Annotated in this window: 19 protein-coding genes; 9 read left to right on the top strand and 10 right to left on the bottom strand. The window is 36.4% G+C overall.

From position 1 onward, the window contains the following. Positions 1 to 46 precede the first annotated feature (46 nt). The gene (locus DDF69_RS15385) at positions 47 to 913 is read right to left on the bottom strand and encodes an alpha/beta fold hydrolase (RefSeq protein ID WP_114821547.1); all 867 of its coding nucleotides are present in this window, start codon (positions 911 to 913) and stop codon (positions 47 to 49) included. Between the two features lie 136 nt (positions 914 to 1,049). Next, positions 1,050 to 1,394 carry a GNAT family N-acetyltransferase gene (locus DDF69_RS15380; RefSeq protein WP_228412016.1) on the bottom strand — a complete coding sequence of 115 codons (345 nt, stop codon included), beginning with the start codon at positions 1,392 to 1,394 and terminating at the stop codon, positions 1,050 to 1,052. A gap of 531 nt (positions 1,395 to 1,925) precedes the next feature. Between DDF69_RS15380 and DDF69_RS15375 the strand changes: the two genes are divergently transcribed. The 3 genes from DDF69_RS15375 (at position 1,926) to DDF69_RS15365 (ending at position 8,686) form a co-directional block, all read left to right on the top strand. Then, the gene (locus tag DDF69_RS15375) at positions 1,926 to 3,464 is read left to right on the top strand and encodes a tetratricopeptide repeat protein (RefSeq protein WP_114821546.1); all 1,539 of its coding nucleotides are present in this window, start codon (positions 1,926 to 1,928) and stop codon (positions 3,462 to 3,464) included. A gap of 141 nt (positions 3,465 to 3,605) precedes the next feature. Then, on the top strand, positions 3,606 to 5,030 hold the full coding sequence (locus tag DDF69_RS15370; RefSeq protein WP_162800945.1) for a tetratricopeptide repeat protein: 1,425 nt from the start codon (positions 3,606 to 3,608) through the stop codon (positions 5,028 to 5,030). A gap of 653 nt (positions 5,031 to 5,683) precedes the next feature. Continuing rightward, positions 5,684 to 8,686, top strand: coding sequence for a reprolysin-like metallopeptidase (locus DDF69_RS15365; RefSeq protein WP_114821544.1), 3,003 nt, complete (start codon positions 5,684 to 5,686; stop codon positions 8,684 to 8,686). 102 nt (positions 8,687 to 8,788) lie between these two features. Here DDF69_RS15365 and DDF69_RS15360 read toward each other — a convergent pair whose 3' ends face one another. After that, complete coding sequence (locus DDF69_RS15360) at positions 8,789 to 9,952, bottom strand: FAD-dependent oxidoreductase (RefSeq protein ID WP_114821543.1); 1,164 nt, start codon at positions 9,950 to 9,952, stop codon at positions 8,789 to 8,791. 27 nt (positions 9,953 to 9,979) lie between these two features. Beyond that, entirely contained in the window at positions 9,980 to 10,735 is a 756-nt protein-coding gene (locus DDF69_RS15355) for a helix-turn-helix domain-containing protein (RefSeq protein ID WP_114821542.1), read from the bottom strand. Positions 10,736 to 10,928: 193 nt separating this feature from the next. On the opposite strand from DDF69_RS15355, the gene DDF69_RS15350 reads away from it, so the two are divergent. The 4 genes from DDF69_RS15350 to DDF69_RS15335 all read left to right on the top strand — a co-directional run bounded on the left by DDF69_RS15350 (position 10,929) and on the right by DDF69_RS15335 (position 15,361). Continuing rightward, the gene (locus DDF69_RS15350; protein WP_114821541.1) at positions 10,929 to 12,590 is read left to right on the top strand and encodes a DUF4041 domain-containing protein; all 1,662 of its coding nucleotides are present in this window, start codon (positions 10,929 to 10,931) and stop codon (positions 12,588 to 12,590) included. A gap of 204 nt (positions 12,591 to 12,794) precedes the next feature. Then, positions 12,795 to 13,589, top strand: coding sequence for a class I SAM-dependent methyltransferase (locus DDF69_RS15345; RefSeq protein WP_114821623.1), 795 nt, complete (start codon positions 12,795 to 12,797; stop codon positions 13,587 to 13,589). A gap of 190 nt (positions 13,590 to 13,779) precedes the next feature. Then, positions 13,780 to 14,361 (top strand): Crp/Fnr family transcriptional regulator, encoded by a 582-nt coding sequence (locus tag DDF69_RS15340; RefSeq protein ID WP_114821540.1) that lies wholly within the window; start codon positions 13,780 to 13,782, stop codon positions 14,359 to 14,361. A gap of 64 nt (positions 14,362 to 14,425) precedes the next feature. Beyond that, the gene (locus DDF69_RS15335) at positions 14,426 to 15,361 is read left to right on the top strand and encodes a ketopantoate reductase family protein (protein WP_114821539.1); all 936 of its coding nucleotides are present in this window, start codon (positions 14,426 to 14,428) and stop codon (positions 15,359 to 15,361) included. Positions 15,362 to 15,484: 123 nt separating this feature from the next. Here the strand turns inward: DDF69_RS15335 and DDF69_RS15330 are convergent, their stop codons facing one another. The 6 genes from DDF69_RS15330 to DDF69_RS15305 form a co-directional block, all read right to left on the bottom strand. Then, entirely contained in the window at positions 15,485 to 15,835 is a 351-nt protein-coding gene (locus tag DDF69_RS15330; protein WP_114821538.1) for a 4Fe-4S dicluster domain-containing protein, read from the bottom strand. A 144-nt stretch (positions 15,836 to 15,979) separates the two neighbouring features. Then, a complete protein-coding gene (locus DDF69_RS15325; RefSeq protein WP_114821537.1) occupies positions 15,980 to 16,303 on the bottom strand; it encodes a 2Fe-2S iron-sulfur cluster-binding protein in 324 nt (107 codons plus the stop codon). 5 nt (positions 16,304 to 16,308) lie between these two features. After that, positions 16,309 to 17,361 carry an NAD(P)/FAD-dependent oxidoreductase gene (locus tag DDF69_RS15320; protein ID WP_114821536.1) on the bottom strand — a complete coding sequence of 351 codons (1,053 nt, stop codon included), beginning with the start codon at positions 17,359 to 17,361 and terminating at the stop codon, positions 16,309 to 16,311. A 1-nt stretch (position 17,362) separates the two neighbouring features. Then, positions 17,363 to 17,932 (bottom strand): NADPH-dependent FMN reductase, encoded by a 570-nt coding sequence (locus DDF69_RS15315; RefSeq protein WP_114821535.1) that lies wholly within the window; start codon positions 17,930 to 17,932, stop codon positions 17,363 to 17,365. Positions 17,933 to 17,936: 4 nt separating this feature from the next. Further along, positions 17,937 to 18,437: a DUF2480 family protein gene (locus DDF69_RS15310; RefSeq protein ID WP_114821534.1), complete on the bottom strand. Its 501-nt coding sequence runs from the start codon at positions 18,435 to 18,437 to the stop codon at positions 17,937 to 17,939. A gap of 23 nt (positions 18,438 to 18,460) precedes the next feature. Beyond that, the gene (locus DDF69_RS15305) at positions 18,461 to 19,087 is read right to left on the bottom strand and encodes a superoxide dismutase (protein ID WP_114821533.1); all 627 of its coding nucleotides are present in this window, start codon (positions 19,085 to 19,087) and stop codon (positions 18,461 to 18,463) included. Positions 19,088 to 19,282: 195 nt separating this feature from the next. On the opposite strand from DDF69_RS15305, the gene DDF69_RS15300 reads away from it, so the two are divergent. Next, positions 19,283 to 19,903, top strand: a complete 621-nt coding sequence (locus tag DDF69_RS15300; RefSeq protein WP_114821532.1) for a helix-turn-helix transcriptional regulator — start codon at positions 19,283 to 19,285, stop codon at positions 19,901 to 19,903. 21 nt (positions 19,904 to 19,924) lie between these two features. Continuing rightward, complete coding sequence (gene hxpB / locus DDF69_RS15295) at positions 19,925 to 20,572, top strand: hexitol phosphatase HxpB (protein ID WP_114821531.1); 648 nt, start codon at positions 19,925 to 19,927, stop codon at positions 20,570 to 20,572. The last annotated feature ends 104 nt before the right edge of the window (positions 20,573 to 20,676 follow it).

The following is a 20,676-nucleotide window of genomic DNA, read 5'->3' as shown; positions in this document are numbered from 1 at the left end:
TTTTCTTCTGATGAATTTCAATGCTGAAAAATATTTTTTTAAATATTTAAAGAAAACCGTTTAATGTACCTACTACGTTTTCCCAAAGCCTGTCTTTCATATTTTTTTTGAAAAAACCAAAGTGGTCAATTTTTTTTAATCCTAATTCCGAAGGAACCAGTTTTGTGAAAGTAATATCTTCTTTACTGTCAATATGCTGCCAATATGTTTCAGTGTTTTTCTGGCTTGAAATGGTATCATCCGTAGTCCAGAATAAATGAATAGGAAATGCATAATTCTTGAAATGCCCTGTAGGAACAGTGGTACCATAAAATTGAGCATCGAAAAAATAATCTTTCTTTTCAAGCCAGTTTCGCCACTCATAGACTACATTTTTAGGCAGGTTTTCCATTAATCCAAAGGTTTTGGCTTTTACATATCCTGTCATCAGAACACTTATCGGCGCAAAAATGTAAAAATAAAAATACGCCTTCATTCTGTAAGAGAATGGCATATTCATGTAATATCCAGCTGATACAGCAAAATTGATCATTCCCTTTACATTGTCCAGATTTTTCATAAATCCTATTTGCTGCCCGCCCGCACTATGACCAACAATCATAAACGGAAGATCAGGAAATCTCTTATTGAGAAAATCTTTGATGGCGGGCATATCTTTTACTCCATAATCTGAAAAGGTGAACTCACAGGATTTCAGACTTCCGGAAAAAGAATTTCCGCTTCCTCTGTAATCCCAAAGACAGCACAGAAAATCATTTTCAGCAAGATAGGTGAGGAAAGACAAATAGAATTCTTTCTTTGTTCCCGTACCGCAGTTAAACTGAATGACGGCTTTCGGATGATCCGGAATAAGAAGAATTCCTCTAAGCTTTATACCGTCTTCACATATTGTTTCAAAATTTTCCGTTTTCATGTTTAATTTAACTTTAAAAATCAAGATACATTGTAGTGGTATCCTTTTTCTCTGTTAAATGTAGTAAATACCCCAATTACATAATAATATTTAACTATGCAGTGCTAGGTTTCTGGTTAAGACTTTCAATGGTTATTCAATTTTTTTGAGGTGTATATTTCATCATAATAACCTTATTGATATTCTGGGCAGAAGTGTTTTCTATTTCTAAAAATCCTGTCTTTCTGTATAAATTGTAAGCCTTATCATTTCCCGGGGCAACTTCTAAAAGAATTTCAATATCGTTAAATTGCCTGCCTGCTTCATGAATAACAGCTTCAAGCAATCCCTGACCTATATTCTTCCCCTGAAACTCCTTTTTTACATACATTTGGTAAATTGTACCGGAGTTTTTGGCGCTTTTGACGAAAGTACATATGCCGATAAGCACATTATCTGCGTAGGCACCCAATACAAATTTTCCAAAAGTCTGTTCTTCAATGTCGGTTTCTAATTGAAATTTTTCAATTTTCAGGGCTTAATGATAGTTGGCACAAAATGATTCGGGAAATTGTTCAAGACTTTCCAGACGGATTGTGCGGTATGCTTTACTTTCTTCAGGGTGAAGTTTTCGATAACAAATATAATTCATGCTCATCAGGTTTCATTTATATTAATATACAAAGATGAAATAATTTTATCAGGTAACGGAATTTGCAATAAATAGTTAAAATTATACATTGGTCTTATCTATTTGTAACAATTTTCATTTCAGATAGTCTTATTATAGACACAATAAACACTTTTTTGATCAGAATACGTATATCAATGCAATATGGGAATTTTAAAAAGTGTTTGTTTAAAGTGGGGATATTACATTATTTATTTCAATATTACATTTTTGCGAAATAACTCGTTTATTTCATAAAAAACATGATAAATTATGTATATTTATAACACTTATTGGGGAATAATATTAAAATAACGTCAGGTAATTATCAGCTTATTTGTAAATAAGTGAATAGGTAGATATGTGGATACACATGGGAAAAGTGTGATGATGGGAAAAATTGACTTAATCATTTTTAAAAAGATAAAGGAACATTCAAAAGGGATAAAGAAAATAGTTGCCCTTACAATCTGCGTGGGGTTATTGCTTGTTATATTTTCATGTCACAATGATTCTCAAAATGCAGACAGGGAAAACTTTGATGTGTCTCTATTGACTGAAAGTTCAGAACTTCAGCTGTCCGGTGAATATGAAGCTTTTGTCAGGCTTAATAAAGAATATCTGAAAAAAGCCGCCAAAATGCGTTACAAAGGTGGAAAAGGACTCTGCTATCTGAATATGGCAGGTGTAAATGTTTCTGCAGGGAATTATGAAAAAGCCCGTTTTTTCTTCAATAAAGCAGAAAAAGACCTTATCAATTCTGAAAACAATTACCACAAAGCAGTCTTCTATGATGATTACAGCCTTTATTATTCTCACCTTAAACTCAATGATAAGGCTATAGAATGTAATAGTAAAGCATTTTATTATTTAAAACAGGCAAAAAAAACGAAACTTACCCAGAAACTTCTGCCAAGACTTTATGTAAACAAAGGGATTTACTATGCATGGAAAGGATGGTATGGAACTTCTTTAAAATGTTTTACCAAAGCAAATATGCTGGAAAATTCGGCGTATACCAATTGTATGGTGGCACAATATTATTTATTTACCCATAAACCTGATTCTGCGGGTATATACATTGCTAGGGCAGATGAAAAAATGATCAGACAGAAAACAACAGACGTGGAATCTCTTTGGGTGTATTATACAATGGGATATTATTATAATGAAATTGATAATAGCGAACAGGCTGAAAAAGCACTTAAAAAAGCACTGGAGATCAATATTAAGACAAGACGGACTTATTCTTCCCATATAAAAGAAGTCTACAAAGCACTGGCAGCACTGTACAAGAAAAAAAATGACGGAGGCAAGGCCTATTTTTATCTGAAGAAATATATGGAAGAGGAGGGAAGGTTTGATGCAGAACGGTTTGCCGTTATGAATAAAGCTACGGAAGATTTTATTTCAGAAATGAAGCAGGAATCAGACTGGCATAAAAATGATCTTCCTTTATTTATTGCATTATCCATTACAGTGCTTACCGTTTCAGGGGTATATGTCCGGAAAATAATTAATGGTTTACAAAAGAAGAAGAATACTTTAAAAGAACAAACCGATACATTGAAAAATCATGTCCAGACAATGCAACGGGAGGAAGTGATTGAATTGGCTAAAAAGAATGATTCCTCTTTCCTGTTGAAATTCAAGGAATTCTATCCTGATTTTATTAAATCACTTATGAAGATCAATCCGGATCTTGAGAATTCAGAGCTGGCTTTCTGTGCAATGCTGAAATTACGTTTTTCTTCCAAAGAGATTGCAGATTATACTTTTGTACAGCACAAGTCTGTTCAACAGAAGAAATACAGGATCAGAAAAAGACTGAATATTCCCGGAGAAACAGATATTTATGACTTTTTTGAAAACTTGACAGAATACAATAATAGATCACAATAAAAGCGGCAGGATTCTGTTTTATGAAAAGATTTTATTGTTGATCCTATCAGAAATAACCATTGATACTTTTATAATTATACAAAATTTCATCTTAATAAGATCATTGTTTAATCATCAATTTTAGCGTAATTAGAGAAACATATGATGCGTATTTTTCTTTCTGTGTTGCTTTTTGTTTTAGTTTCGTGCCATTCTCATTCAAAGAAAGAGGCTGAAAAGAAATTTGACACCGCTTTACTGAAGCAGAATGAAAGGTTCAGATTAGAAGGAGCATATGATTCGTTGATTAATCTCAATAAAAGATATTATAAACAGGCCGATCAAATGAATTATGAAGATGGGAAGGCACTGTGTTATATCAATCTGGCAGAACTTAATATATCGCTTGAAAATTTTCAAAAATCGCAGATTCTCTTTGATAATGCAAAAGAAATTCTGGAAGATTCAGAGGACAATCTCCATAAAGCCAGGTTTTATAATGTGTATGGCCGCTTCAATATAGAGCTTCGGAGGATTGATAAAGCTTTTCAATATAATAATGAAGCCATGAATTTTATAAAGAAAAGTGATCCGTCAGAACTTAAAAACGATCTGCTTTTCAGCATTTATTTCAGACAGGCTATTTATCTTGTTCAAAAAAAAGACTATGGAAAAGCCCTTGAATATTTCCATAAAGCGAAAAAACTGGATGATACAGGTCTTACAGATTGTGCTATCAGTGATTATGTGTATATACGGAGAAACAAGGATTCTGCCTATAAATATATAACGACTGCTTACAACAAAGCCAATATGAGAGGTAAAGAGGACGGAATAGCTCTTTATGCCAATACCATTATGGGGGAATATTTTCTTTATTATAAAGAATATGATAAGGCAGAACAGGCTCTGAAAAAGGCATTGAAAATCAATGATAAAACAAAACGTGTCTACGCTTATTATGGTAAGTATATCTATAATGATCTCAGAATGTTATATGAACGTACCGGTGATAAAGAGAAGGCCTATTTTTATTTGGAAGCCTATACAGATGCTTTTTACAGAACAAATTCCTCCCTGCTGGCTACCATTAATCAGGATATGGAGTCTTTTATTACAGTAACCCAGCAGGATGCCAGCCATCATAAAAGTAAAATATACTGGATCGTTTCCCTGTCGCTTATAGGACTTTTTCTGTTGGGGCTGTATGCCTGGAGAATTATTATTGCCTTAAGGAAACGGAAAAAAATTCTTACGATAGAAGCTGAAAATCTGAAAATAAGAATGAATGACAATAAACAGGAAGAAGTTATAGAACTCGGTAAAAAGAATGATCCTGAATTTCTGGATCGTTTTAAAGAAACTTACCCGGAGTTTATTGCTCAGCTTTTAACGATAAATCCCAATCTTGAAAACTCTGAACTGATTTTTTGCGCAATGCTTAAACTACATTTTACTTCTAAAGAAATAGCAAACTATACGATGGTTCAGCATCGGAGTATTCAGCAGAAAAAATACAGAATCAGAAAAAAATTAAATATTCCGGGAGAAACAGATATTTACCATTTCTTTGATACTTTAAAATAATCCAAAAAAAAACTGTCTGATTTATCAGGTCAGACAGTACTCGAAATATTCTCTTTTCACCACTCGGTTTTTTTTAGTGGTCTCAATGGTTCAAATATGAAAATTTTTAGTGGAAAGAGGAAAAAAGATTGTACTACACAGATACTACATGTTTTATTCAGGTTGTTAAATACTTGATTTTTAATAACTTGAATATTGTTTTCTGCGATCTGGTTTATTATTTAAAAATCTCAATAGTTTTTTTAATGTTTCCCTTTTTTAGACGGAATATTTAGTTCTTCTTTTTCTATTTCATCTTTTTTTAACTGATTTTCAGTATATTTTTTATCCGTTTTTCAGATCGAATTTTTTAATAAAAACTTATTCATAAATAATAGATTTATGTAGGAACTAAATTTAGTGTGAAATATAAGTTATTGATAATTAATGAATTGTCTCTGCTGTTGTACGCGTGTAGTATCATTTATTTTTGTTTTTTATTGAGAATATATAAGTTTTGCGAAGTGATTTGTTGTGAATTTTTCATCATTGATTTTATTTTATTGAATTTATCATAATATTTATTTGTAGTGTTAATTAGAATCTTAAATGATCTTTTTGATAAAAAATAAACAACATGTAATCATACAACCAAAGTAATTTTAAATAAATCTATGAAAAAAAGAATTTTATTCGTTTGTGCATTAGCATCTTGTTTTACGGTTTTCAATGCTCAGAGATGGGAATCTGTCTCTCAGAAAACTTCACAGATAAGAGAAGGAGTTGAAGTGCAGCACTCCTATAGAGTGGATCTTAAATCTCTTCGGGAAATGCTGAGAAATGCTGAAGAAACCGGGAAAAGTGCAAGACCGGTTATTATTTCTTTACCTACTGTAGAAGGAAAGATTGAGAAATTTGCTGTGTATAGCAATCCTGTGATGGATGTGTCGCTGGCCGAAAGATATCAGCTTGGATCATATGTAGGAGTGGGCGTAGATGATCCGTCTAAGTATTTAAGATTCAGTACATCTCCCAACGATATGCAGTCTATGATTATTAAAAATGGTATATTCCAGTTTATAGAGCCGATAAGTGCTGATAAACAAACTTATGGAGTATTCTATAAAACAAAGAATGAGGGAGAACATGGCTTTAAATGTGATACAGGGGAACGTGATTTCAAGACTATCAATAAACTGGTAGAGAATGGCAAAAAAATGCTTTCCGGAGTTGGAATTGCGAGCAGACCTACCAACACAAAATACAGAGATTTTAGAATGGCATTGTCCGTTACAGGAGAATACAGCCAATATCAGTTAACTGCAGCAGGTACTCCGGCCAATGCAACAGATGACGTAAAAAAAGGAGTAGTACTGGCTGCCATGAATAATACGATGACCCGAATAAACGGAGTTTTTGAACGTGATTTCGGGGCTCATCTTACCGTTCAGAATCTTCCTGATATCATCTATCTTGATCCGGCAACAGATCCTTATTCTAATAATTTAAATCTCCAGCTGCAACAGACCCTTAACTCTGTAGTGGGAAATGCCAATTATGATATCGGGCACGTTCTTAATCAAAACGCAGAAAGAAGTGGAAATGCAGGAGGAATAGGAATTGTCTGTGTAGATCCGGCCACTAATACTGAAATAAAAAAAGGTTCTGCTTACACCCAGGGACCTGTTCCTGTAGGTGAAGTTTTTGACTTTACTGCAGCGCATGAAATGGGACATCAGTTGGGAGCTAATCACACCTTTTCAAATACTTCTGTTACAGATGCCAATCAGGGAGCCAATGTAGAGCCCGGAGGAGGAACTACTATTATGGGCTATGCCGGGATTACCTATGATAATGTGCAGGCGAACGCTGATGGATATTTCCATTATAAATCGATTGATCAGGTATTAACTAATCTGGAAAGCAAGATTAATTGCGGAGCTTCTCAGAATATAAACAATAATACGGCACCAGCAATTAATCCATTGGTAGCTTATAGTATTCCTAAAGGAACCGCTTATTATCTTGAAGCTTCAGCTACTGATGCAGAAAATGATCCTGTAAACTATACCTGGGAACAGAATGACAGTACCGATGAGTTTTCTACAATTTCAGGGGATAGCGGATGGGGATACAACCCAAAAGGAGCTTTAACAAGATCAGTTCCCGGAACAGCAAACGGAAGAAGATATTTTCCAACGTTAGCGAGTGTGATGAATGGAAATCTAACAGACAAGCAGGCATGGGAAACAGTATCTTATATCCCCCGAACATTGAATTATGCTGTAACAGTAAGAGATCAGAATGCTCAGCGTCCTATGGTTTCAAGTTCAACAACTACAGTGACTGTAGGGAATGATGGACCGTTCAAATTCAATGGGCTTACCACATCTTCAGTATTGTATAATGATGCTGTAAACACAATCTATTGGGATGTTGCCAATACAAATGCTGCACCTTATAACACAGCGAGTGTGAAAATAGATTATACTACAGATAATGGCACAACCTGGACCAACCTTGTTGCTGCAACACCAAATACCGGAAGCTATAGCGCACAAATGCCAGGAAATATAAATGGAGCTGTAAAACTAAGAGTTTCAGCTGTAGGAAATATCTTCTATGCTGTTTCTCCTGCTATCAACGTGGGCAGTGCACCTACATCTCCTACATCAGCACCTACAGGCATTTCTACAATAGATACTGAGATTTTCAAAACAACAGCAAGAGTATCCTGGAATAGTGTTCCGGGAGCGACTTACTCTGTTAACTACAGAAAAACAGGAACAGGAAACTGGTCTAATGCTGTAAGTCAGGCAAATTCTGTAGTTCTGAATAATTTAGAAGATGAAACGAGTTATGAAGTACAGGTAGCGGCTGTAGTTAATTCTGTTTCCGGGACTTTCTCTAATACTTATACATTCAAAACAAAAGGATTAAAGACCGGAGTTGATTACTGCCTTTTAAATTCAGGTTCACCTTATGTAGGATCCATCTTAAAAGTTACTGTTGCAAATCTTGATTATAGTGATCTTACAGCAAGGTCCTATAAAGATTTAAGCGAAGATCTTACTAAGGTTGTTAATTTGACACAAGGCAGCACCTATACACTTACGCCTAGAATAGGGAATCTTTTGCAAAACGGAATGCCGGTAAATGTATCTGCCTGGATTGATTACAATAGAAACGGAGTATTTGAAGCTACAGAAAGGGTAGGGCAGACTTCAGCGACAACAAATGCAGGTAATATAGGCTTACCAGGTTTTAACTTCACTGTTCCTGCTACCACTTACTCGGGAGATAAGGTGTTAAGAATGAGAGTGGTTGGTAAATTTGCAACGAGTGCCTTAAATAGCGTATGTGGTGAGCTGGAAAGCCAGGCCGGAGGTATTGTGGACCTTCCTGTGAAAATTACTGCGAGCACGCTTGCTGTGAGAGAAACAGTAGACACAAAATCGTCAGAGGTATCTGTTTATCCTAATCCTGCAGATACATTTGTAGAAGTGAAGAATCTTAAAGGTAAAGGGGATTACAAAATTTACAGTGCAGATGGAAGACTTGTTCAGGAAGGTAAGATTGATGGAAAAATGAATGTTGCTTCTCTGATCAAAGGAATGTATGTGATCACCATAAAAGATGAGAAAAACACTTATAACACCAAATTAATCAAAAAATAAACGGCACGAATGAATCTCCGTATCAGGATCTAAAAGCGGAGAGAAAAAGAGTTTATTAAACTTAAAAAGGCTGTCTCGGGATGAGGCAGCCTTTTGTTTTACTTATGAAGCCAGATGACCGTTAAAAAAATCAAGCATAGTGGTTAATGAGGTTTCAGAATGCATCCGTTCTCCGTTCTCAAGAGATTCCTGTGTGGCAATTGCAGCTCTTTTCTGCATTGCTGTTTCATAGCCGGAAATGGCTTCCTGTAAGGTGTTGTATTTGTCACTGGTAATATATTCACTCAGTTCCAGGGCGTCCAGCATGGCCATATTAGCACCTTCTCCCGCAAATGGCGGCATTACGTGGGCTGCATCCCCAATCAATGTGAGGTTGGGAAGAGTTTCCCATGTTTGATCTAAAGGCATAGAGTAAATCAAACGTGGAATAAAAGGAGTTGCAGCATTTTCAAACAATTCTTCCCATATAGAATCCCATTCCGGGTATTCTGTTTTGAACCATTTTAGCATCTGTGCATTATCAGAAAAATCAAGGCCGCTGGTGGCAGGCCAGTTTTCATCAGCTTTAAAGCTTGCATAGAATCCGAGATCTCCATTGCCTTTTTGTCCCAGTAAAATATTTTGAGAATTTCCGAATGCCATAATTTTTCCCCCTTTGATCAAAGCATCAATCTGAGGCGCATTTTCTTTTGAAATATTTCCTTCCAGCATAATGATTCCTGAATAAACAGGTTTATGATCAGTAAGATAAGGTCGGATTTTAGAATTGGCACCATCTGAAGCAATGACAAGATCAGCGTACACCGAATTTCCATTTTTAAAATGCAGCAGCCAGCCTTCATTCTGACGTTCCATAGAGAGAAAATGACTGTCCCAGACAACGGTTTCAGGATCTAGAGATTCCAGCAGCATATTTCTTAATGGACCACGGTCTATTTCAGGACGGAAATGTTCATGGCCGAAATCTTCTTCAGGCTTTGTTTCATGATCGTTAAAAAATATTTCTGCCTTTTCATTCATGATCAGAGTTCTGTCTGCACCCGGACGGAAAGCCTTTTTAAACTCTTCCAGAAGTTCTGCTTTGCGTATGGCAGCCAAACCTGAATCTTCATGCATATCAAGAGGAGAGCCCTGTACACGGGCATTTTTATTAAAATCTCTTTCATATACTTTTACATCTGCCCCTTTCAGTTGTAAAAGTCTTGCCAGTGTAAGTCCTGCAGGACCACCACCAACGATTGCTATTGATTTATTGTCTGTCAGCATTGTTGATTTAAATTTTACAATGCAAATTTATTTTCCTTTCAATACAGATAATAGTACAAATCGGTCGTTTTTATTTTTGGATAATTCTTTAGGAGCAACTCCTGAAAATTTCTTTACTTCTTTGATGAAATGATTCTGATCGGTATAATTGAGTTCCGGGAAAAGTCTTCCCTGGGCAATATGTTCCAATGATGCTCTGAATCGCAAAATAGTAGCGTAGGCTTTCAATGACAAACCCAGTTGTTTGGTAAAGTACCGGTTGATCTGTCTGCTGCCCCATCCTGTTTTCTCAGAAAGTTCCTGTACGCTCATTTCCCCTTTTGAAGCATACACCAATTCAAAAAGTTTGATTTTTCTTTCATCTGCTTTTTGAGGAAGCAATTCTTTTATTTTTTGAGTGGCTTTTGTACAGCAATGGCTAAAATCCTTTATATCGTCAGCTTTAAAATTCCAGAAATCAGAAGAAAGTTCTTTTGCGGTATTCAATAAATCAGCGATGGAAGTATTTAAAATATATTCCACAGCAAGAGGTTTGAAGCTAACGATAAATGCAGTGGTATGAGGATTTATATACCTTTGTTCAGGATAGGTTTCCAGTCCGAGAAGGGTAATATGGAAAGGTTCTGAAGCCGACTGTGAGAAAAATAAATCAATTCTTCCATCAGGAATGATCACTACTTCCTTAGCTTCATCTGAAAGGTTATGAAAAGTTCCCAGATTTTCAACAAAATCTGCGATTTCTTTGTCAGGTTCGATGAAGGTATAAGTGAAATCATTGTCCATAATGATGATCTGCGCAGGTTGCTTTTGAAGAAGAAAATTACAAAATTTGTGATAAATTACAAAGCTATTGATACATTCACTATAATCCGGGAATTAATATTCTTAAATATAAAAGGTGGCTTTTTTTAAGTTACGGTTTACCGTAAGTTGTAACGTTTTTTTTTATTTAATATTGCCGGATAAAATCTCAACCATGGCAATTTTATTGATTATTGTTTTGTTTATATTAATGCTCTACGCATTCAGTACATCAGGAAAGTTTAAAAAAGAATCTCTTCACAAAGATACTCAAATTACAAATCTAAAAGGAGAGAATAACCATTTGAAAATGGAGGTTTCTAAATTACAGATTGATAAAAGTAATTTAAGCAGAAAAGTAGCTGAATTATCACAACATAATGATGCATTGAGAAAGTATCAGGACATTATTGATATTAAAGTTGAATGCGATTACCTTCTTAAAAAGGCAGAAAGAGATAGCTTGAGATTAAGAGACAGGGCCGGACAAGAGCTTGCCAACGCACAGCTTGAAGCCCGTGAACTTCGTAGGAATGTAAAGGAAACTACCGAGAAAAAAAGACGAGAGATTGAATTACTGTACGAAAATGCAGTAAACGAAGCTAAGCGTATTCTTGATAATGCTGAAGCGAGGGCAGAATCAATAGGTGGGGATGCTTATCGAAGTTTAAGAGAATCAGATCAGATTGCAGATAGAATAAAAGCAATGAAAAATGTTATTGAAGGGTATGGTAATGAATATTTGGTCCCTACTTATACTTTATTGGATGAATTAGCGGAAGACTTCGGGCATAAGGAGGCTGGTGAAAATCTTAAAAAACTTCGACATAACAATAAGCTTATGATTGTTAGCAGACAAGCTGGTATTTGTAATTATATGGATGAATCAAGAAGAAATACAGCTATTGATTTTGTTATTGATGCTTACAATGGAAAGGTAGATTCTATTTTAGCATCAGTAAAGAAAGATAACTTTGGTATTCTGAAACAAAAGATGGATGATGCATTCCAGTTGGTAAACTTCAACGGACAGGCTTTTAGAAATGCCAGAATATCTGAGGTTTATCACAGTGCAAGAATTGAAGAACTAAAATGGGCAGTTGTTGCTCAGGAACTGAAATGGCAAGAACAAGAAGAGCAGAGACAAATTCGTGAGCAGATTCGAGAAGAAGAAAGAGCCCGCAAGGAATATGAAAAGGCTATTAAAGATGCTGAAAAAGAAGAACAAACCTTAAAAAGACTTATAGAGAAGGCGGAATCGCAAGTAGCAAGGGCCAATGAAGAACAAAAGATACTTTTCCAGCAACAGCTTGAAGAGCTACAACAAAAGCTTACTCAGGCAGAAGAAAAAAATCAAAGAGCGATATCTATGGCACAGCAGACCAGAACAGGGAATGTTTATATTATTTCAAACATTGGCTCATTTGGGGAGAATGTTTATAAAATTGGTATGACAAGACGTCTTGATCCTCTTGATCGTGTTCGTGAGCTGGGTGATGCAAGTGTTCCTTTTGAATTTGATGTTCATGCTATGATTTATGCTGAAGATGCTCCGGCTTTGGAGAAACAGCTTCATAAGAAGTTTTTAAGAAGCCAACTGAATAAAATTAATCCAAGAAAAGAGTTTTTTAAAGTAAATATCCACGATATCAGAAATTACATTGATTCAATGGGGATTGGCTGTAAATGGACGCTGGTAGCAGAGGCAAAACAATACCGTGAAACATTAAAGCTCGAAGAAGATATGAAAACCAATAAACAGCTTGAAGCAGAGTGGGAACAATATCAGGAGGTTACTGACCCTGTTACTTATGATGAAGTTATGTCTGAAGAATAATTGGTATTATTATCTCGGTGATGGAATAGGAAACCATTAAACTCAAAAGTTTAATGGTTTTGTTTTTTTTAATAAAAAATATTCATGGAATTTGATTTTTTTGAAAAAAATAGAGTTCTAATCTACTATTGTCATCTTTAAAGTCTCTATATTTGAATTATATAAAGCATTGTAAATAAGAGATGCAATATGAAAACGAATACTATGCAAGATAAGGAATTTAATTTTTTACAACACAATGAAGCTGCCTGGAACAAACAGGCATTAGCCCAGAATGAGTGGTCAAAAGCGGTAAGCTCAGAATTGATCAATGATGCAAAAGGAGGAAAATGGGATGTTCATCTGACCCCAAAACCACTGAATAAAGAATGGCTGGGAGAGGTTAAAGGAAAGAAAATTCTGTGTCTGGCATCGGCAGGAGGGCAGCAGGCTCCGGTTTTGGCTGCAGCAGGAGCTTCTGTTATAGTTTTTGATATTTCCGGAGAACAGTTGAAGCAGGATGAAAAGGTGGCAGAACGTGATGGATTGTCATTGCAAACAGTTCAGGGCGATATGAGAGATTTAAGTTCATTTGAAGACGAAACCTTTGATATTGTATTCCATCCGATTTCCAATCATTATGTAGAAGATGTGAATCCGGTTTGGAGAGAAGCTTATAGAGTCTTGAAAAAAGGAGGAGCATTGCTGGCAAGCTTTTTTAATCCTGTAGTGTTCGTAGCAGACCGGAATCCTCAGGATATAAAAGAGGGAATTATCAGACCGAAATATACACTTCCTTATGCTGATATAAAAGATTTGGATCAGGATCAGATCAACAGAAAACTGGAGAATAATGAAGCTTTGGTTTTCGGACATACCCTTGCAGATCTTATCGGAGGACAGTTGAAGGCAGGTTTTATGATTGCAGATTTTACTGAAGAAATGCAACCCAATCCACGTTTTTTAATTGATCAGTACCTTCCTACTTTCATAGCAACAAAAGCCGTGAAATTGAAATAAAATAAGTCATGTAAGTCTCAACGGTTTTAGGTGTACCATTTCTAATGATGAGAAAAATTCCCCTCCTTTGGAGGGGTGGCGAAAATTCAAAGAATTTTTGACGGGGTGGTTTTAAAGCATCTGATTAACCAGACTTCCACGAATTATCGCTACTTTAGATGGCTCAAAGTATATTTATGAGGACATTTTAATGGACAAATCATCACTTAATACCTATTTTCATTCCTTATTCAGTATCCAGGCTGAGGTAGTTGAAAAAATTACTGAAAAATTCAGTCATTTTAAGTTAAAAGCGAATACTGTTTTATTGGATAAGGATGCCATCAGTACCAAAACCTATTTTCTGGAAAGAGGGTATGTCCGTTCATTTATATTGAATGAAGATAATGAGGAGATCACGACCAATATTTATACAGCTCCCTGTTTTGTAAATGATTTTCTGTCCTTTTTCAGGCAGCAGCCTACCAAAGAAATATATCAGACTGTAACCGATTGTGTTTTCTGGGAAACAGGATTGGAAAATGTACAGCATAATTTCCATAACATTCCTGAGTTCAGAGAATTCAGCAGGCTTCTTTTTGTTCTTAATTATTATAATATTCATGACAGATTGATTGAAATGGCGAGTCAGAAGGCTTCCACAAGATATTTTAACCTGATGAAGAAAGATCCTGATATTTTTCAGCATGTCCCTTTGAAAGTGATTGCCTCTTATCTTGGAATTAAAGACAGTTCCCTGAGCCGGATCAGAAGAGATATTCATAAACTGTAATTTCTTTTCATTTGTCAAGTGATATTTTAGATGTCATCGCTGATCTTTGCTTAAAAATAATTTCATGAACAAAAAACATATTGTAGTAGTAGGATTGGGTGGTGTAGGCGGTTATTTTGGTTTTAAAATCAATCAGACCAATGAGACTACAGGAAAATATACCGTTTCATTTGTCGCCCGCGGAGAAACTTTTGATAAAGTAAAAGAAAACGGATTGACGTTGTTATCTCCGGAGCATTCCAATTCACAGACCCATCCTAATGATATCGTACAGAACATCAGTGAGATCAAAAATCCTGATCTGGTGTTGATCTGTGTAAAAGAATATGATCTTGAAAATGTCTGTAAACAATTACTGCCGGTTATTAATAAGGATACTGTCCTTCTTCCGATGATGAACGGAGCAGATATCTATGACAGAATACGTACTATTATTCCTGATCATACTGTTCTTCCAACCTGTGTGTATGTAGCTTCTCATATTAAGGAAAGAGGAACTGTAGAACATAAAGGTAATGCGGGGAAAATCATTGTGGGAAGAGATCCTGAGCATTTTTCTGCCCCTATAGAATGGATTACAGAGCTATTGAGTGAAAGTAAAATTGACTTTGATTTTAAAGATAATTCATTAAAAGATATCTGGACGAAATTCATATTCATAGCAAGCTTTGGATTGGTCACAGCGAAACATAACTCATCCATAGGAGCCGTATGTACCAATGAACAGCAAAAGAATGAAGCAACCGGAATTATGAAAGAAATACAACAGATTGCTGCTAAAAAAGGAATAGATCTTCAGGAAGATATTATTGATGCTACTTTTAAGAAAGCTTCCACATTTCCTTTTGAAACTCCAACTTCCTTACAACTTGATATCAATTCCGGAAAGAAGGATAACGAATTGGAATTATTTGCAGGAGCAGTGTTAAAATATGGTTCTGAAGTAGGTGTTGAAACTCCTTTTACTGAAAGAATATACACTGAGATTAAAGCAAAATAAGATTTCGGAGAAGAAAAAATATAAAAGGCGCATTAAAACCTAGTCATGGTCGGAATTTTCTTCCGACCATGACTAGATTAAAACCCGCCTTTGTTGAAATTAAATATAAAAGATAGAAGTTGACTAAGCACTGTGCATGAATTTTTGTCTGTCCAATAGTACTTCTTCCGTTTCCCTGTGATCAGGATCATCTACACAACAGTCTACAGGGCATACCGCCTTACATTGAGGCTCTTCATGAAAGCCTTTACATTCCGTACATTTTCCGGAAACGATATAATACACTTCATCTGAGACAGCCGGATGGTAAGCATCGGCATCATCTTCCGTACCGTCGGGGAATGTAATATGTCCTGAAAGTTTGGTTTTGTCTTTCCAGCGCCAGTCGATAGCGCCTTCGTAAATGGCTGAGTTGGGGCATTCAGGTTCGCAGGCTCCACAGTTGATACAGGCATCTGTTATTTTTATAGCCATATGGTTTGAATTTAAAGGGTTTAAAAAAGGGATTTCTTCAACGTTGAATAGTTGGGAAATCCCCGCTAAACTTAATTACAGCAGTTCAACACTGTTCTTTGAAAATAAGCAGCATAAAGTGTGCTAATTTTTATTTTTAACTCATTAATCTGCAGCAATTTCTACCGACAGCCCATCCATTTGAGCTGTAAGATGAATCTGGCAGGCTAATCTGCTTGTAGTCCTGGAGGTAAATAGTTCTGATAACAAGGCTTCTTCAATATCATTTTTTTCAGGAAGAGGAATGGGTTCACTTAAAACAAAGCAATGGCAGGTAGCACACATAGCCATGCCTCCACACATTGCTTCCATAGGCAATTCATAGGCTTTGCAGATATCTTTAAGGGTAAGTCCCATTTCTAAAGGGCATAGCAAAGTATGTGTAGTACCGCTTTGGTCGATAACCGTAATTGTAATTTCATTCTCCATACTACTTAGTCAATAGTTGCGACTACCTGTTTTTCTGCCTGTTTTTTTGTTCCGTCAAAACCTTCAATTCCACTTACCGTAGTATATTTTAAAACAAATTTCTTATTCGGATTAAGACGCTGATAAATACTTTGGCAGGCAATGGCTGCTTCATGGAATCCGCATAGAATCAGTTTCATTTTATAAGGATACGTATTAATATCACCTACGGCATAAACTCCTGAAATATTGGTTTGGAAATCGGTGCTGTTTTCTACTTTTATGGCATTCTTTTCCAGCTCCAGTCCCCATTCTACTAGTGGTCCCAGCTTGGGAACCAATCCGAAAAGAGGAATAAAGTAATCCGTTTCAATGGACTGAATTGTGCCTTCTTTTTCAACCAGAATTTCCTTTAAACAATCCTCACCATTTACTCCTATCACTTCTGCAGGAGTAATCAGGTTGATTTTCCCTTCCAGTTTTAATCTTTTCACCTTTTCAACAGAATCCAGTGCGCCACGGAATTCATTTCTTCTGTGAATGAGAGTAAGAGATGAAGCTATTTCAGCAAGATGAATGGTCCAGTCCAGCGCTGAATCTCCACCTCCGGCAATTACCACATGTTTTCCGGCATAGTCTTCCGGATTTTTGATGAAATAATTAATTCCACGTTCTTCAAAAGCTGAAATATTTTCAATAGGTGGTTTTTTAGGTTCAAAACTTCCCAGTCCTCCGGCAATAATCACGGCTTTCGCTCGGTGTTTGGTCCCTTTATCGGTAATGACTTCAAAAAGATTTTCTTCCAGTTTGAGAAGGTGAATGGCTGTTTCATTAAAGGTAAAGCCTGGTTCAAACTGTTTGATCTGTTCATAAAGATTATCGATGAGTTCTCCGGCAAGGACACTTGGAAATCCGGGAATGTCAAAAATGGGTTTCTTGGGATATAACTCTGATAACTGGCCTCCCATCTGTGGCAATGCATCGATAATATGGCATCGCATTTTGAGAAGGCCGGCTTCAAATACCGTAAATAACCCTGCAGGGCCGGCACCAATGATCAGTATATCTGTTTCTATCATGTTATGAATGATTTATAGTCGTTTTTTCTATTTTTTTAGAGGTGGCAATGCTGATAAGCTTATCAAACTTACCGGAATAGAGCTCTGAAATTTGCGTAGATTGTTCAGCTGCGAATAGTGACGATCTTACAATGGGAACGCTGAATGGTAATGGCCATGCACGCAATGATTTGGCAATAGAATCCATGGCGTTGATTCCCTGCATAGCCTGCAGCCCATCTGCCCAGCATACCAATCCCACAGTTTTATCCGTAAGATAAGGTTCGTATCTGTTGGCAGTTACTTCAAGCCAGTCCAGGCAGTTTTTCATCACTCCCGGAATGCTTCCGTGGTAAAGAGGAGCCAGCCAGATATGTAGATCGGCATCAGTAAACATCTGAGTCATGCGCTCTACAGCCAAAGGAGTCTTGGTAAGGGTAACATCAAATAGAGGAATACCGGAATCCGCAAGGGTAAAAATATCAGTCTGAATTCCCAGCGTTTTCAGATGTTCTGAGAAATAATCCGAAATCAGTCCGGAAGTAGATAAAGCTCTTCTTTCCCGGGATCCGTTGAATATAATTGCTTTCATTTTTTTATTGTTTAAAAATTACTTTAGGTAATCCTATCTCGCCGTACATCAGTGTTTTTACCAGAGGTTTTAATAATCCTGCTGCTAATAAATACAGAGCAGGATCATGATTTGTACTTGCCCGGACCACCACTTTCTGATTTTTATACTGTTTAAGGTCAGCGTAAATGAGACGGCGTTTCCAGAGATCGAGTAATATTGTTTCTGCGTTGTTTAAATCTACATAAGAAGCATAAGGAGACAGTTTTTCCATAATGAGCATGTAAGCCCACGGAGGAATGATGGCATCCGTAGAGCAGATAATTCCTACTGCTTTTTCATTGTATATAGAAAAATCCACCACAGCAATTGATTCCTTAAATTCTTTCTCCTTCACAATCATTCCCATAAAAAGATGATCTTTGATATCCAGTTCTACAATTTCCGTAGTGGGTTTGTATTCTGAAAGGTCAAGGGCAATAATGCCTGAAGCCTTTGCTTTATTGATAAAATTTCCCTCAGTCATAGTTTGTTTACTTTCAGTGTTATTTATCTTACTTTTGACAAAGCTTCTTCATATTTTCTTTCAACGGCAGACCAATCCAGTACAGACCAGAAAGCATCAAGGTAGTCAGCACGTTTATTCTGATAATTCAAGTAATAGGCATGTTCCCAAACATCTATTCCAAGAATCGGAAAACCTCTGTTTGTAGGAAGAATATCCATCATCGGATTGTCCTGATTAGGAGTAGAACTGATAGCCAGAGATCCGTTGAACTTTACAAATAACCATACCCATCCGGAACCGAACTGTGATAAACCTGTTTTTTTCATTTCTGCTTTTAGATTGTCAAGACTTCCGAAAGTAGCTGTGATATCATCATGAAGCATCCCCTCAGGATGAAGCTTAGGTTGAGCGGAAAGAATTTCCCAGAATAAAGAATGGTTATAGTGGCCACCACCATTATTTCTTATAGCAGGACTGTATTCACTGATTCTTTGTAATAAAGAATCCAGATCAGGATTCGTTTCGTTGGTTTGTGCCAGAGCATTATTCAGATTGTCTACATAAGCCTGATGATGCTTTTGATGGTGAATCGTCATTGTTTCTTTATCTATAAAAGGAGCCAAAGCATCATAAGCATAAGGTAACTGTGGTAATGTAAATGGGTTCATCGTATTTATTTTTTTTAATTGTTGTGTCACAAAGGTAGAAATATATTTTAATAAAACAACTTTTAGGTTGTTTTATCAATTTTGTGATTTGAATGAATAAGATATTGTAAATCTTTGTTTTAGCTCTGATTTTTTGAAATTATAGAAAATGACTATATTTGTTGTTGAAAAATAAAACAACTAAAATATTGTCAAATGAAAAAGCCGGCAGCAGATCGCATTCTGATGTTTCTCAAGATGAGAGGGGAGGCTACATCACTTCTTATTGCTGAAGAATTGTCGATCACTAAAGAAGGCGCAAGAAAACACTTGCTCAACCTTGCTCAGGAAGGATTGATCCGGTCTTCGGTGAAAAGCGAAGGAGTGGGCCGTCCTTCTACTTATTATACGCTTACAGAGAAAGGATTGTCTCAATTTCCGGATACGCATGCAGATGTCACGGTTCAGATTTTGAAATCAGTAAAAAATCTTTTGGGTGAAAATGCTTTGGAATTATTGATCAGTGACCGGGAAAAAAATACCCATGAACGGTATGAAAAAGTGCTTTCTAAGACAAAATCTCTGGAACAGCGCCTTGAATCCCTTGCAAAAGTCCGTAGTGATGAAGGTTACATGGCAGAATGGAAAAAAGAAGGGGAAGAATATTATCTGATTGAAAACCATTGTCCGATATGTGCTGCTGCTACCGAATGCCAGGGCTTCTGCCGTGCTGAATTATCCAATTTCCAATCGTTGATAGGAAAGGAGTACAACGTGGAAAGAGTAGATCACATCATTTCCGGCGGACAGCGCTGTGTGTATAAAATCAGCCAATAATTCATCATTTATCATTTAAAAATGGCTTTAAAAGCAGTAATATTTGACATGGACGGTGTTCTGATAGACTCAGAAAAATTCTGGACTCAGGCAGAACTGGATGTCTTTTCATCCTATGGCGTGCAGGTTTCGGATGACCTGGCGGCACAAACCAAATATATGACCACTCAGGAGGTCACAGAATTCTGGTATGAAAGATTTCCGTGGGAAAATTTTGATTCCTCTGATCTCGAAAATAAAGTAGTGACGAGAGTAATTGAAATGATTCAAGGCCAGGACTGTACAATGTCTGGTGTACAGGAATTTATTAAAAATCTTAAGAATAAAGAATATAAAATAGGGCTGGCTACCAATGCTCCTTTGCGTGTAGCTCATGTGGTTCTTGAAAAACTTCAGGTTCGTGATCTGTTTGATACCATTCACTCATCAGAGTTTGAAACTCAGGGAAAACCTCATCCGGCCGTGTATCTTACTTCTGCAAAAAATCTGGGAGTCTCTCCGGAGCACTGTATTGCCATTGAAGACAGTCAGTCAGGGCTTAAGGCAGCAAAAGAAGCAGGAATGCAGACTATCATTTTTACCAATAATGATGAAAGCATTCATTCAAACCTTGCCGATTTTAAAATCCTGGACTTTAATACTGGTTTTCTACCGATCTTTAGTGAATAGTGAAAGGTGAATCCGCTGCGCTGTGAATTTTGATAATAGGCGCAAAAAATTGACGATTGACGAAACTCCGTATCTCGAAACCCGTATCCCGTACCCGTACCTCA

This window comes from Chryseobacterium sp. KLBC 52 (assembly GCF_003347605.1).
In the GTDB taxonomy this organism is placed as follows: domain Bacteria; phylum Bacteroidota; class Bacteroidia; order Flavobacteriales; family Weeksellaceae; genus Chryseobacterium.
This window is presented reverse-complemented; position numbering and strand designations above follow the sequence as displayed.

Excerpts from the sequence above, each read along its gene's own strand:
- DDF69_RS15385 (WP_114821547.1), bottom strand. The coding sequence starts at position 913 with ATGAAAACGGAAAATTTTGAAACAATATGTGAAGACGGTATAAAGCTT.
- DDF69_RS15370 (WP_162800945.1), top strand. The coding sequence starts at position 3,606 with ATGATGCGTATTTTTCTTTCTGTGTTGCTTTTTGTTTTAGTTTCGTGC.
- DDF69_RS15365 (WP_114821544.1), top strand. The coding sequence starts at position 5,684 with ATGAAAAAAAGAATTTTATTCGTTTGTGCATTAGCATCTTGTTTTACG.
- DDF69_RS15360 (WP_114821543.1), bottom strand. The coding sequence starts at position 9,952 with ATGCTGACAGACAATAAATCAATAGCAATCGTTGGTGGTGGTCCTGCA.
- DDF69_RS15355 (WP_114821542.1), bottom strand. The coding sequence starts at position 10,735 with ATGGACAATGATTTCACTTATACCTTCATCGAACCTGACAAAGAAATC.
- DDF69_RS15350 (WP_114821541.1), top strand. The coding sequence starts at position 10,929 with ATGGCAATTTTATTGATTATTGTTTTGTTTATATTAATGCTCTACGCA.
- DDF69_RS15345 (WP_114821623.1), top strand. The coding sequence starts at position 12,795 with ATGCAAGATAAGGAATTTAATTTTTTACAACACAATGAAGCTGCCTGG.
- DDF69_RS15340 (WP_114821540.1), top strand. The coding sequence starts at position 13,780 with ATGGACAAATCATCACTTAATACCTATTTTCATTCCTTATTCAGTATC.
- DDF69_RS15335 (WP_114821539.1), top strand. The coding sequence starts at position 14,426 with ATGAACAAAAAACATATTGTAGTAGTAGGATTGGGTGGTGTAGGCGGT.
- DDF69_RS15330 (WP_114821538.1), bottom strand. The coding sequence starts at position 15,835 with ATGGCTATAAAAATAACAGATGCCTGTATCAACTGTGGAGCCTGCGAA.
- DDF69_RS15325 (WP_114821537.1), bottom strand. The coding sequence starts at position 16,303 with ATGGAGAATGAAATTACAATTACGGTTATCGACCAAAGCGGTACTACA.
- DDF69_RS15320 (WP_114821536.1), bottom strand. The coding sequence starts at position 17,361 with ATGATAGAAACAGATATACTGATCATTGGTGCCGGCCCTGCAGGGTTA.
- DDF69_RS15315 (WP_114821535.1), bottom strand. The coding sequence starts at position 17,932 with ATGAAAGCAATTATATTCAACGGATCCCGGGAAAGAAGAGCTTTATCT.
- DDF69_RS15310 (WP_114821534.1), bottom strand. The coding sequence starts at position 18,437 with ATGACTGAGGGAAATTTTATCAATAAAGCAAAGGCTTCAGGCATTATT.
- DDF69_RS15305 (WP_114821533.1), bottom strand. The coding sequence starts at position 19,087 with ATGAACCCATTTACATTACCACAGTTACCTTATGCTTATGATGCTTTG.
- DDF69_RS15300 (WP_114821532.1), top strand. The coding sequence starts at position 19,283 with ATGAAAAAGCCGGCAGCAGATCGCATTCTGATGTTTCTCAAGATGAGA.
- hxpB (WP_114821531.1), top strand. The coding sequence starts at position 19,925 with ATGGCTTTAAAAGCAGTAATATTTGACATGGACGGTGTTCTGATAGAC.